This window comes from Rathayibacter sp. KR2-224, from assembly GCF_049446075.1.
Taxonomy (GTDB): domain Bacteria; phylum Actinomycetota; class Actinomycetes; order Actinomycetales; family Microbacteriaceae; genus Humibacter.
Map to the genome: position 1 here is coordinate 2,322,399 of NZ_JBMSEB010000001.1, position 11,136 is coordinate 2,333,534.

The following is an 11,136-nucleotide window of genomic DNA, read 5'->3' on the forward strand; positions in this document are numbered from 1 at the left end:
TGACCGAACAGGTCCGACGGCGACACTACGCTTCTGTCAGTCACTGACGCAACCTGCTAACCTGCACCCATGCCAAGGGACGGACGGATCGTTCGCGACCGTCTACACCGCGCCGCGCTCGAACTCTTTGCCGAACGGGGATTCGACGGCACCACCAGCGAACAGATCGCAGCGCGAGCAGGGGTGACGGAACGCACCTTCTTCCGGCACTTTCCGGACAAGCGGGAGGTGCTCTTCGCCTGGGAGGAGGAACTCCGCAAGCTGACGGCGGACGCGATCGCCGCCGTGCCGTCGGATGTACCGCCACTGCGTGCACTACAGGTGGCGTTCCACGATGCCGTTCCGCTTCTCGTACGAAACCGGCCGCTCGCCGAGATGCAGGCGCCCATCATTGCGGCCGCGCCCGCGCTCATCGAGAGGGAGCACTCGAAGGCTGCCGCTCTTGTAACGCTGGTCGCAGCCGCGCTTCGTGATCGAGGTTGCGACGAACGGACCGCGCTACTGTGCGCGCGCGTCGGAATGGATGCGTTCAGCACCGCGATCCGGGAATGGTCCGGTCGGTCGGCGGCGGAGCTGCACGACGAAGTGGATGCGACGTTCGTGGAGCTCGCCGCCCTGACTTGCGCACTTCACGAGTGAGCCTCGGCGGCACCACAGGTCAGATCGCGCAGGTCTCAGCTGCCGATGCTCGAGCCACCGACGTGTGGGAACCATGCCGCGATAACCCAGAACGGCACCAGGAGGCTCCTACCGAAGAGCGCCACCCAGAGCGTGATGGCGGTGACCGCACACAGCGCCAGGAGTGCCGCGAAGCCGGCACTCACGCCCACGAGGCCAAGCATGGATGCCGTGCGCTGCGGCTCGGGCGCCTCGGCATCCGCTTCTTCGAGGCGTCGTTCCAGCAGGTCCAGTCCGCTTTCGCTCACCCGGGCGAGTCTACGGTCACGGCCCGGAGCGCACCCCGGCTCGACGTAGGGTGTCTGCATGGATATCCGCGTCGCCGCGTACGCCGTCATCGCTGACGGCACCCGCGTACTGCTCGCCCACTGGAACGAGCACGGCCGCAACGGCTGGACGCTTCCGGGCGGCGGCCTGGAGCCAGGTGAGGACCCGGTGGATGCCGCGGTGCGCGAGGTACGCGAAGAGACCGGCTACGACGCGGAGCTCGATGGTCTGATCGGTGTGCACTCGCATCTGATCCCCGAGGATCAGCGCAGCCCAGGGCTCGGGCCGTTGCAGGCGTTGCGGATCGTCTACCGGGCGCACACCGTCGGCGGTTCGCTCATGAACGAGGCTGAAGGATCCACGGACGAGGCACGGTGGTTCGACCTCGGCGAGATCGCCACGCTGCGCAAGGTGTCGCTCGTCGATGTCGGCTTGCGGTTCGCCGGTCTCATCGAGTGACGCTCGCCGCGTTCTATCTGGCGAGGAGGACGCACGCGCAGACACGAAAGAAGAGCGGATGCCGAAGCATCCGCTCTTCCCGTTGGCTCGCTACTGAGCCGCGGGCGGCTCTGTCGTGTCGTCTTCGGCGACCCACAACTCGTCGTCGGCGCGGAACGTCTGCCACACGGCGTATGCCACGCCGATGAGTGCGGCGGCGCCGACAGCGATCGCGAGATAGGTTCCGAAGCCCGGCCCGGACTTCTTCGGCTTGGTGAGCTCGCCCTTGGCGGACTTGAGTCGCTTCACGGCGGCCTGCACGCGGGCGTCGCGAGCGACGTCTGCCACGCTGAGCGCCGTTCCGAGAACTGTGCCGACCGCCGGAACGACGGTGTGGCTGATGACGTCACCTGTGGCACGCGTCACAGGGCGTACGTACTGGTCGTAACCCTCGCGGAGCCGAGGCGCCACTTCTTCCCGCGTGTAGTGCGCGGCCTGGTGGCCGGCCTTCTGCGCTACGGCATTCGCTCGGCCCAGCACTTGCTGCTGTGCGTCCCAGAGTTCGAGAGCTTCAGCGCGAAGCCGGTTGAGTTCCTTCTGGCGCTTTCGTGACAGACTCACGGTTCCTCCACCCGGTCGTACTTGCGGTTCCTCCATCTTGCCACCGAAACCCTGGGTGGCCAGGGGGTGGACAGAACCGCTATGCAAGAATTGAGCCCATGTCCAAGCACACCGCGGTGGCTACTCTGCACACCAACTACGGCGACATCGCCGTCAACCTGTACGGCAACCACGCACCCAAGACGGTGCGCAACTTCGTCGGGCTCGCCACCGGAGAGCAGGAGTGGACGGATCCCACCACGGGCGACAAGCGCTCGGACAACCTCTACGACGGCGTCGTCTTCCACCGCATCATCCCGGGCTTCATGATCCAGGGCGGTGACCCGCTCGGCACGGGCACCGGCGGCCCCGGATACCGTTTCGACGACGAGATCAGCCCGGACCTCGACTTCACTCAGCCCTACATGCTCGCGATGGCGAATGCCGGCATCCAGGGCGGACGAGGCACCAACGGCTCGCAGTTCTTTATCACCGTCGGCCCCACCACCTGGCTTCAGGGCAAGCACACCATCTTCGGCGAGGTGGCAGACGACGAGTCGCGTCGCGTCGTCGACAAGCTCGCCGCCGTGCCCACGGATGCCCGCGACCGCCCACTCGACGACGTCGTCATCGAGTCCGTCAGCGTCGAGCAGGCGTAGCGCCGCCGGCGCTTCTCCAGCCTGCGGTCATCCGATCACAGCGTGTCGCAACCCACGTCGCCAGGCGAGCCCTCTGCGCTCGTCTGCTACCGGCATCCTGACCGGCCGACCTATGTGCGCTGCCAGCGCTGCGGCAGGGCGATCTGCGGCGAGTGCCAGACACCTGCGCCCGTCGGTTTCATCTGCCCCGAGTGCATGAGGCAGCAGCGCGCGACCGCACCCCGCACCAGGTCGGCCTTCCTGACCAGGATGACCGGACCCGGCCGGCCCGCGGTGACGTACGCGATCATCGCGATCTGCGTCGTCGTCTTCATCGCCCAGTGGGTCACCGGGTTGTCGGGCGGACCGGTGACGAGAGGGCTCTGGTACGCGGGAGCGTACGGATACCCGGGGCAGTACGAACCGTGGCGCATGCTCACCGCGGCGTTCGTGCACGCGAACCTGCTGCACATCGCGCTCAACATGTACACGCTGTGGATCTTCGGCATGGTGCTGGAGCCGATGCTCGGACGAGCGCGATACGCCGTGCTGTTCCTGCTCAGTGCAATAGCCGGCTCGGTCGGTGTCTACCTGCTCGCGTCGCCCGTGCAGCCGGTGGTCGGGGCATCCGGCGCCATCTTCGGCATGATGGCCGCGTTGCTCGTCATCCAGCGGCACCTCGGCGGGCAGGTCAGGCAACTGCTCGTGCTGGTCGGCATCAACCTGGTGATCAGTTTCGTGCCCGGGTTCGCCATCGCCTGGCAGGCGCACGTCGGTGGGCTCGTCGGCGGCGCCCTCGTTGGACTCATCTATGCGCGCACCCGGTCGCGCTCGCGGCGACCGCTCCAGGTAGTGCTCCTCGTCGCGCTTGGAGTGCTCCTGGTGCTCGCCGGAAGCTGGCACGTCTTCACGGGTTGAGGATGCCCCGCGCGAGCGCGGAAGTTATCCACAGGCTTACCAACAGGGGGATAATTACACCCGTGTAATTGTGCCGATCGTCTAGGTATTGCCCCTAGCCGTTGGACGCGGACCGCCAGAAAAGAATCGCGCCGGGCGTGAACCCGGCGCGATGGTCAAGTGGAGCGTGTGGATCAGCGCCACCTGGTCGTCATGAGGAAGCCGACGAAGGCGATCGCGAAGCCGATCAGGATGTTCCAGGCACCGACGCCGGGAATCGGATACTGGCTGCCGCTCACGTAGAAGACCACGATCCACAGCAGGCCGATGATCATGAACCCGAGCATGACGGGGAGGAACCATACCGGGTTCGGTGCGTCGTCATTCGTCCGGACGTCGTCGGCCGGACGTGATGCGCGCTTGGTGCGGGTCTTGGAAGCCATAGTCCTGACATTCTAGAGGCGATTGAGAACCGGCGCTGGGAGCTGCCTACGAGCCCGATGCGGATTCCGCCTCGTATCGCTGTGGCGCGATCGAGGATGCGGCCGAGAAGAGCCGTGAGGTGTTAGTTCTCGGCGCGATCAGAGGGTGGGTCATTAGACTCCCCATTCGTGACCGATCCCCACGACGATGCCGCGGAAGAGCTCCGCTTGGCGGATCTGTTGCCGTCGCAGGAAGACGGCGGTGACGATGTGCGGCAGAGCGGGGCCGGCCAGCGGCGCCACGCGAGTGGCAGGCATCCTGCCGGTGCTTCGAAGCCGCGGCGCAAGGTCTCGGTCGTCGGCGTCATCGGCGAACTTCTCGTCACCGCGGGCGTGCTCGTGCTGCTCTTTCTTGGGTGGCAGACCTGGTGGCAATCAGGCGTGCTGGCGTCGCAGCAGAACAGTGCGGCGGCCGATCAGAGCAAGAAGTTCCTCGACCAGGCGAAGCACGCCCCCACTCCCACTCCGACACCGGTCACGACCCCGAGCGGCACGAGCACGGCGAGCCCCAGCAGCGCACCGGTGGACTACGGGCCACCGCCGGTCATGAAGGCGCCGGCCGCCGCTCAGCCGTTCGCGGTCATCTACGTGCCGAGGTTCGGCGCCGACTGGAAGCGGACGGTCCGCGAGACCGTCGACGTGGAATCCGTGCTGAACAGCTACAACGCCGGCGTCGGGCACTACCCCAACACGGCGATGCCCGGCGATGTCGGCAACTTCGCCATAGCCGCGCACGACACCGGGTATGGGAACACGTTCATCGACGTGTCGAAACTTCAGGTGGGTGACGCCATCTACATCCAGACCAAGGACGGCTACTACACCTACCGCTTCCGGAATATGGAGTACATCAGGCCCAGCACCATCCAGGTGCTCTACTCCGTTCCGCAGGTGAAGGATGCACAGCCCGGCGACCGCTACATCACCATGACCACCTGTAACCCGCCCTACCACGCCCAGGAGCGCATCGCAGCATTCGGCGTGCTCGAGTCGTGGCAGCCGCTCTCGGCGGGTCCGCCGAAGGAGATCGCGGCCGAAGTGGGAGGCAACTGATGTACGGTGCGCTGTGGCGTGTGCTTCCCGGACCGGTGTGGGTGAGGATCCTGATTCTGCTCGTGCTGGTCGCCCTGGTGCTCTACTGCCTGGTGACCTGGGTGTTCCCCTGGGTCGATAGCATTCTGCAGAGCAACGAGGAAGGAACCGTCGCCGTATGACCCGCGTTCTCGTCATCGACAACTACGACAGCTTCGTGTACACGCTGAACGGATACCTGCGCGAACTCGGCGCGGAGACCGACGTGGTACGCAACGACGCGATCGCGACGGATGACATCCCTCAGGTGCTCGCGGACTACGACGCGGTGCTGCTGTCGCCTGGACCGGGCACACCGGCCGACGCGGGTGTGTCGATCGAGACGGTGAAGGCATCCCTGGCGTCGCAGACGCCCTTGCTCGGCGTGTGCCTCGGCCACCAGGCGATCGCCGAGGCGTTCGGTGCCACCGTCACGAACGCCGAAGAGTTGATGCACGGCAAGACGTCGATCGTCGAGCACGACGGCTCGTCGTTCTACGACGGCGTGCGGCAGGGATTCACGGCCACGCGTTATCACTCGCTGGCAGTCGTGGACGGAACCGTGCCCGACGTGCTCGAGGTCACGGCTCGCACGCCTGGTGGCGTGATCATGGGCCTCCGGCACCGCGACGCGCCCATCTTCGGCGTGCAGTTCCACCCAGAGTCGGTGCTCACGCAGGACGGCTACCGGATGCTCGGCAACTGGCTGGCCGTCGCGGGCCTCCCCTCCGCGAAGGAGCGCGCCCGCACGTTGGACCCCCTGCTCGCCGCCGGCTGAGGCCGCGGAGCCGGCAGTCGTCCCCCAAGCCGGCGGGTTTCTGCCGAGCCCGCGGTGTCCGCCGCGTAAACAGCAAGAGCAGTCGAGAACAGCAGGAATGCTGCTGTTCTCGGTGCGAGAGCGCGATCCCTGCTGTTTTCGGCTTCGGTGGGTGACGTAAGGTGCCGAGCGGCCGACGTGAGCGAGCGGCTGGCGTGAGTGGCCGATGTCGAGCGGGCGGCCGACGTGAGCCAGGGGATCAGCGCAGGCGGCTAAGCAGACCGGCAGACTAACCGGTGCAGTACGTGAACCGGACGGTCGAGCCCTGCGGCACCGCGCCGGGCGCCTGGTCCTGATGGTTCACCGGGGCACCGGTCTGCGTCTTGCACGACGGGTCGCCCTCCGCGTCGGGGATGAGCCCGAGCTTGGGATCCTGCAGCGTTGCGGTGGCCTCCTGAACCGTCTGGCCCGTCAGATCGGGCAGCGTGACCTGCCCGTTCGAGACGACGAAGTTGATGGTGTCGCCCTCGTGGGCGGTGGCGCCGGTGGCCGGGCTGGTCGACATGACGATATTCGCAGGCACGTTCGGCGAGTTCTGCTGGGTGATCTGCCCCATCTTGAAGCCGAGGCCTTGCAGCTCGTTCTGGGCGTCCTGGATCGATTTGCCCACGACATCCGTTGGAATCTGCACGGGTTGGGCACCGCTGGAGACGTACACAGTGACGCTGTCGCCCTTGTTCGCGATGACACCGGCACCCGGGTTGCTGCGGATGACCTTGCCCTTTGGCACTGATGTGCTGGACTCGTCGGTGAAGGTGGCGCTCAGCTTGACGCCGTGGATCGCCTTGGTCGCCTGGTCTACCGTCATGCCGGCCACGGCAGGCACCTTAGCGGCGTTCTCCGCGAGGTGCTGAGTCGGGCTCTGGTTGAAGACCCAGAGCAGCAGCGCAGCGATGATGACGGCGACGCTGAGCACGCCGGCCCAGATCCACAGCACCGGTGGCCGGTTCTGGGTACGAACCACCTGGTCGTCATCGGTCAGCTGGCGCAGCGCCGCCTCGGTGGGTGTGGGGCTCGTGGCCGAGTCGCCGAAGAGGGCCGCGTCGAAGGCATCCCTCTTCTTGTGGACTGGCACCTTACCGGATGCCGCGAGCTCGAGGTCTTCGCGGAACTCGGCTGCGGTCTGGTACCGCTGGAACTTGTCTTTGGCCAGCGCGCGCATCACGACGACGTCGAAAGCCGGCGAGACCTGCGGGTTGATGCTGCTCGGCTTCGCCGGCTGCTCGCTCACGTGCTGGTAGGCGACAGCGACCGCTGTGTCGCCGCGGAACGGCGGTCGACCGGCCAGCATCTCGAAGATCACGACGCCGGTCGAGTACAGGTCGGTGCGGGCATCCACCGTCTCGCCCTTCGCCTGCTCCGGCGAGAAGTAGCTGGCCGTACCGAGGATGGCGGTCGTCTGCGCAACGGTCGCAGACGAGTCGCTGATGGCTCTGGCGATGCCGAAGTCCATGACCTTGACCTGGCCGGCGCGGGTGACCATGACGTTGCCCGGCTTGATATCGCGGTGCACGACGCCCGCGCGATGCGAGTACTCGAGTGCGGTGAGCAGACCAGATGCGATGCGCGTGGCCTCTGCGGCGTCGAGGGGGCCGTTGCGCAGGATGTCGCGCAGCAGTACGCCGTCGACGTACTCCATGACGATGAAGGGCGCCTGCACCTCGTTGCCCATGGCGTCTCGCACCGTCTCTTCACCTGCATCGAAGACGCGGACGATGGTGGGATGCGCCATGCGTGCCGCCGCCTGCGCCTCCTGGCGGAAACGGGTGCGGAACGCGGGGTCGGTGGCCAGCGACGGCTTCAGAAGTTTGATGGCGACCGTGCGACCCAAGCGGGTGTCGACACCCTTGTGCACGTCGGCCATGCCGCCGCGCCCGATGAGTTCGCCCACCCGGTATCGCCCCGCGATCATGCGGGGTTCATCAACCGTGGGGTATTCGACGTCTGGCAACACTGCGAACAGTGTAATGGGGCGAAGTTGAGTGTTCGGTACGACCGGTCGGGGTAGCGCCCATCCGATACCGATCGTTAACTTGCGCTTCCCGAGAACCCGCGGAGTGCGACCCGGTTGTGGTCCACGCTCGGCTGCCTACGGCTTCGGCGTGCTTGTCGACGCGGTCACGCTGATGGGCGGTGACTGCCCTGACTCGACGGACTGCCCGCAGAAGATCGTGTAGGTCACGTTGTGCGGGTCGGTGTCACCGAACGTGTACTGCGCTTGCGTGCTCGTTGTGGGCCCGGTCGGCTTGCCGTCAACGTACAGCTGGCGTCCGGTGAGGTTCTGTCCGGCCGGGCACTGTGCTGTGCCGAAGTTGAAGGTCGCGGGCTGTCCGACGGTCGCCTTGTTGCCGACGAGCGTGACCGTGTCGGTGGGCGCGGAAGGCGGTGTCACCGGGCCGTAAATGTTGAGGGTGATCGTCTGGCTGAACGGGACGTTCCCAGTCGGGTTGATGCCGTTGACGACGTTCACCTTGTCGGACGACGGTGCCGGACCCGTCTGATTCTTCTGGATGTTCGTGTAACCCAGGTTGTTCAGCGCAGCCGCCGCTTGGTCGTACGTCTTGCCGACGTAGTCGCTTGCCACGATCTGCGCGCTGGTGGGCGTGGTCTTGGTCTGGGTCGGCTTGGGTGTTGACGAGGATGGCCGAGGGGCGGTGCTCGTCTGGGTGTTCGTCGCGGGTGGCGGGCTGTCGTGATTCTGCGTCAGCAGCGCGATGAGCGTTGCGATGAGGATGATTGCCAGCAACGCGATCAGGGCGATGAGCGGCCAGGTCCACGGGCTGCGTTTCTTCTTCTCCGTCGTGGGGTCCTCGACGGCCTCTTCCGTCTCGTTCGCGGAGAGCAGGGTGGTCGCCTGGGTGTCGCCGACCGCGGCTGCCGCCCCGGCGCCGGGAAGAAGGAGTGTGGTGAAGCGGCTCGTGTCGCCCTCGTCGCCCAGTACGGCGGGCACTGCCGCGGCCGCTGCCTGGATGTCGCCGCGCCGCAGTGCCGTCGCGGCACGGGCCAGGTGTGCAGCAGATGACGGCCGCTCTGCGGGGTTCTTCGCGATGCACGCGTAGACGAGGTTGCGCACGGGTTCGCTGACCGTGACGGGAAGCGGCGGCGGCTGCTCGTTGATCTGCGCCATGGCGATCGCCACCTGCGACTCGCCGGTGAACGGGCGGCGACCGGCAAGGCACTCATACGCGACGATGCCGAGCGAGTAGATGTCGGTCGTCGGTGATGCCGGATGCCCGGATGCCTGCTCGGGCGACAGGTATTGCACCGTGCCCATCACCTGTCCGGTGGCGGTGAGCGGCACCTGATCGGCGATGCGGGCGATGCCGAAGTCGGTGATCTTGACACGGCCGTCAGGCGTGATCAGCAGGTTGCCCGGCTTGATGTCGCGGTGCACGAGTCCGGCGGCGTGCGCGGCGTGCAGTGCTGCGGCGGTCTGCGCCACGATGTCGAGCACCTTGTCGGTGGAGAGCGTGCGCTCGCGTTCGAGGATGCTCGAGAGCGCTTCGCCCGGCACGAGCTCCATCACGAGGAACGCGCTGCCGTCTTCCTCGCCATAGTCGAAGACGTTGGCGATGCCCTCGTGGTTGACGAGGGCTGCGTGCCTGGCCTCCGAGCGGAATCGCTCGAGGAAGGTCGGGTCACCGAGGTATTCGTCTTTGAGGATCTTGATGGCGACCTGGCGACCGATGACGAGGTCTGTCGCCTGCCACACCTCGCCCATGCCGCCCACTGCGATCCGCGACTGGAGTTCGTAACGTCCGCCGAACGTGAGCCCTGCCGTGGGTCTCATTTGCCAAGCACCGCCTCAAGTACCTTCTTCGCGATCGGAGCTGCGACGGAGTTTCCGTTTCCGCTCTGACCTAGTCCGCCGCCATTGTCGACCACGACCGCAACGGCGAACTGAGGATCGTTCGCAGGAGCGAAGCCGGTGAACCACAGGGTGTACGGGTCTCTACTGCCGTTCTGCGCGGTCCCGGTCTTACCGCCGACCTTGACCCCGTCTATTCTTGCATTGCTCGCGACGCCCTCCGAGACGTCCTTCACCATGGTCTGAGCGATGAGGTCGGCGGTCTGTTCACTCGTCGCCCGCCCGAGCTGGGTCGCCTTGAACGACTCTCTGGCCTGCAGATCTGGGGTGAGCACCGATTCGACGAGGCTCGGCTTCATCACCATTCCACCGTTGCTGATCGCCGCGGCGTTCATCGCCATCTGCAGGGCGGTCGCCTTGTCTTCCGTCTGCCCGAAGCCGCTCATCGCGACCTTGTCGAGGGATCCGTAGCCCGGATACTGGCTGGCCGAGGTGTGCATCGGCACGGTGATGCTCTGATTGAAGCCGTACTTCTCCGCCTGGGCCTTGATCGCATTCGACCCGAGTTTCATCGCCAGCTCCGCGTAGGGAATGTTGCAAGACAGGACGAGGGCCGTCTCCAACGACACCGTGTCGCCGGGCCCGCAGGTCGACAGCGAGTCGTTGAAGATCTTGGTGCTGGTTCCCGGCAGCGTGAGGCTCGACGGGTTGGGCATCTGGGAGTCCAGCGTGTAGTCCCCGCTCTCGAGGGCGGCAGACAGCACGACGGGCTTGAACGTGGATCCTGGCGGGTTCAGCTCGTTGATCGTCTTGTTGAGCAACGGGTTGCCGTCGGCGGCGAGCAACTGCTGGTAGGTGGCATCCACCTGCTTCACGTCGTGCACGGCCAGGGTGTTCGGGTCGAAGTCGGGCTTCGACACCATGGCCAGGATGCGCCCCGTCTTCGGCTGCAGCAGCACGACCGAGCCGCGCTGCGACCCAAGCGCGTCGTACGCCGCCTTCTGCGCAACGGGATCGATCGTGAGCTCGACCGAGTTGCCCTGCGGATGCTTGCCCGTCACGAGGTTCTGCAGCTGGTCGAAGAAGTCGTCGTTCGAGGTGCCGCTGAGCTCGCTGTTCATCGCACCCTCGATGCCCGTCGGGGCCCCGCTGATCGGGAAGAAGCCGGTGACCGATGAGTACAGCGGCCCCTGCGGGTACTGCCGCTGGTAGTTGTACTGGTCGCTGCTCGGCACGGACTGCGCCACCGGTTGGCCGCCCACGAGGATCGAGCCGCGCTGCACCTGGTAACTGTCGTAGAGGGTCCGCGAGTTGCGGGCATCCGCATTCAGCGTGTCGGCCATGCCGACCTGGATGATCGACGTCGACACGAAGAGCGCGAGGAACATGCACAGCACGATGATGCTGACACGCTTGATCTCCTTGTTCATCTCACGCCTC

13 protein-coding genes are annotated in these 11,136 nt (G+C 66.1%); 7 read left to right on the forward strand and 6 right to left on the reverse strand.

Annotation, left to right across the window (positions count from 1 at the left end; translation table 11 throughout):
• Positions 1-69 precede the first annotated feature (69 nt).
• Positions 70-639, forward strand: a complete 570-nt coding sequence (locus ACO2Q7_RS10660; protein WP_423355580.1) for a TetR/AcrR family transcriptional regulator — start codon at positions 70-72, stop codon at positions 637-639.
• Between the two features lie 35 nt (positions 640-674).
• Here ACO2Q7_RS10660 and ACO2Q7_RS10665 read toward each other — a convergent pair whose 3' ends face one another.
• Positions 675-926 (reverse strand): hypothetical protein, encoded by a 252-nt coding sequence (locus ACO2Q7_RS10665; protein ID WP_423355581.1) that lies wholly within the window; start codon positions 924-926, stop codon positions 675-677.
• Between the two features lie 58 nt (positions 927-984).
• On the opposite strand from ACO2Q7_RS10665, the gene ACO2Q7_RS10670 reads away from it, so the two are divergent.
• Positions 985-1,404 carry an NUDIX hydrolase gene (locus ACO2Q7_RS10670; protein ID WP_423355582.1) on the forward strand — a complete coding sequence of 140 codons (420 nt, stop codon included), beginning with the start codon at positions 985-987 and terminating at the stop codon, positions 1,402-1,404.
• A 90-nt stretch (positions 1,405-1,494) separates the two neighbouring features.
• On the opposite strand, the gene ACO2Q7_RS10675 is transcribed toward ACO2Q7_RS10670, so the two are convergent.
• Positions 1,495-2,004 (reverse strand): hypothetical protein, encoded by a 510-nt coding sequence (locus tag ACO2Q7_RS10675; protein ID WP_423355583.1) that lies wholly within the window; start codon positions 2,002-2,004, stop codon positions 1,495-1,497.
• A gap of 98 nt (positions 2,005-2,102) precedes the next feature.
• On the opposite strand from ACO2Q7_RS10675, the gene ACO2Q7_RS10680 reads away from it, so the two are divergent.
• A complete protein-coding gene (locus ACO2Q7_RS10680) occupies positions 2,103-2,642 on the forward strand; it encodes a peptidylprolyl isomerase (protein WP_423355584.1) in 540 nt (179 codons plus the stop codon).
• 42 nt (positions 2,643-2,684) lie between these two features.
• Positions 2,685-3,539, forward strand: a complete 855-nt coding sequence (locus tag ACO2Q7_RS10685; protein ID WP_423355585.1) for a rhomboid family intramembrane serine protease — start codon at positions 2,685-2,687, stop codon at positions 3,537-3,539.
• A 173-nt stretch (positions 3,540-3,712) separates the two neighbouring features.
• Here the strand turns inward: ACO2Q7_RS10685 and ACO2Q7_RS10690 are convergent, their stop codons facing one another.
• Positions 3,713-3,961 (reverse strand): cell division protein CrgA, encoded by a 249-nt coding sequence (locus ACO2Q7_RS10690; RefSeq protein ID WP_423355586.1) that lies wholly within the window; start codon positions 3,959-3,961, stop codon positions 3,713-3,715.
• Positions 3,962-4,129: 168 nt separating this feature from the next.
• Between ACO2Q7_RS10690 and ACO2Q7_RS10695 the strand changes: the two genes are divergently transcribed.
• From ACO2Q7_RS10695 to ACO2Q7_RS10705, 3 genes are read left to right on the forward strand one after another with little or no spacing between them, the layout of a single operon-like run.
• Positions 4,130-5,053 carry a class E sortase gene (locus tag ACO2Q7_RS10695; RefSeq protein WP_423355587.1) on the forward strand — a complete coding sequence of 308 codons (924 nt, stop codon included), beginning with the start codon at positions 4,130-4,132 and terminating at the stop codon, positions 5,051-5,053.
• A complete protein-coding gene (locus tag ACO2Q7_RS10700; RefSeq protein WP_423355588.1) occupies positions 5,053-5,214 on the forward strand; it encodes a hypothetical protein in 162 nt (53 codons plus the stop codon). Before ACO2Q7_RS10695 ends, ACO2Q7_RS10700 begins: the two co-directional genes overlap by 1 nt.
• Positions 5,211-5,849 carry an anthranilate synthase component II gene (locus tag ACO2Q7_RS10705; RefSeq protein WP_423355589.1) on the forward strand — a complete coding sequence of 213 codons (639 nt, stop codon included), beginning with the start codon at positions 5,211-5,213 and terminating at the stop codon, positions 5,847-5,849. Before ACO2Q7_RS10700 ends, ACO2Q7_RS10705 begins: the two co-directional genes overlap by 4 nt.
• A 268-nt stretch (positions 5,850-6,117) precedes the next feature.
• Here ACO2Q7_RS10705 and pknB read toward each other — a convergent pair whose 3' ends face one another.
• From pknB to ACO2Q7_RS10720, 3 genes are all read right to left on the reverse strand, one after another.
• Positions 6,118-7,842, reverse strand: coding sequence for a Stk1 family PASTA domain-containing Ser/Thr kinase (pknB, locus tag ACO2Q7_RS10710; protein WP_423355590.1), 1,725 nt, complete (start codon positions 7,840-7,842; stop codon positions 6,118-6,120).
• A gap of 135 nt (positions 7,843-7,977) precedes the next feature.
• Positions 7,978-9,678 (reverse strand): serine/threonine-protein kinase, encoded by a 1,701-nt coding sequence (locus tag ACO2Q7_RS10715; protein ID WP_423355591.1) that lies wholly within the window; start codon positions 9,676-9,678, stop codon positions 7,978-7,980.
• Positions 9,675-11,126, reverse strand: a complete 1,452-nt coding sequence (locus ACO2Q7_RS10720) for a peptidoglycan D,D-transpeptidase FtsI family protein (protein ID WP_423355592.1) — start codon at positions 11,124-11,126, stop codon at positions 9,675-9,677. Before ACO2Q7_RS10720 ends, ACO2Q7_RS10715 begins: the two co-directional genes overlap by 4 nt.
• Positions 11,127-11,136 lie beyond the last annotated feature (10 nt).

Excerpts from the sequence above, each read along its gene's own strand:
- ACO2Q7_RS10660 (WP_423355580.1), top strand. The coding sequence starts at position 70 with ATGCCAAGGGACGGACGGATCGTTCGCGACCGTCTACACCGCGCCGCG.
- ACO2Q7_RS10670 (WP_423355582.1), top strand. The coding sequence starts at position 985 with ATGGATATCCGCGTCGCCGCGTACGCCGTCATCGCTGACGGCACCCGC.
- ACO2Q7_RS10715 (WP_423355591.1), bottom strand. The coding sequence starts at position 9,678 with ATGAGACCCACGGCAGGGCTCACGTTCGGCGGACGTTACGAACTCCAG.
- ACO2Q7_RS10680 (WP_423355584.1), top strand. The coding sequence starts at position 2,103 with ATGTCCAAGCACACCGCGGTGGCTACTCTGCACACCAACTACGGCGAC.
- ACO2Q7_RS10690 (WP_423355586.1), bottom strand. The coding sequence starts at position 3,961 with ATGGCTTCCAAGACCCGCACCAAGCGCGCATCACGTCCGGCCGACGAC.
- ACO2Q7_RS10705 (WP_423355589.1), top strand. The coding sequence starts at position 5,211 with ATGACCCGCGTTCTCGTCATCGACAACTACGACAGCTTCGTGTACACG.
- ACO2Q7_RS10720 (WP_423355592.1), bottom strand. The coding sequence starts at position 11,126 with ATGAACAAGGAGATCAAGCGTGTCAGCATCATCGTGCTGTGCATGTTC.
- ACO2Q7_RS10700 (WP_423355588.1), top strand. The coding sequence starts at position 5,053 with ATGTACGGTGCGCTGTGGCGTGTGCTTCCCGGACCGGTGTGGGTGAGG.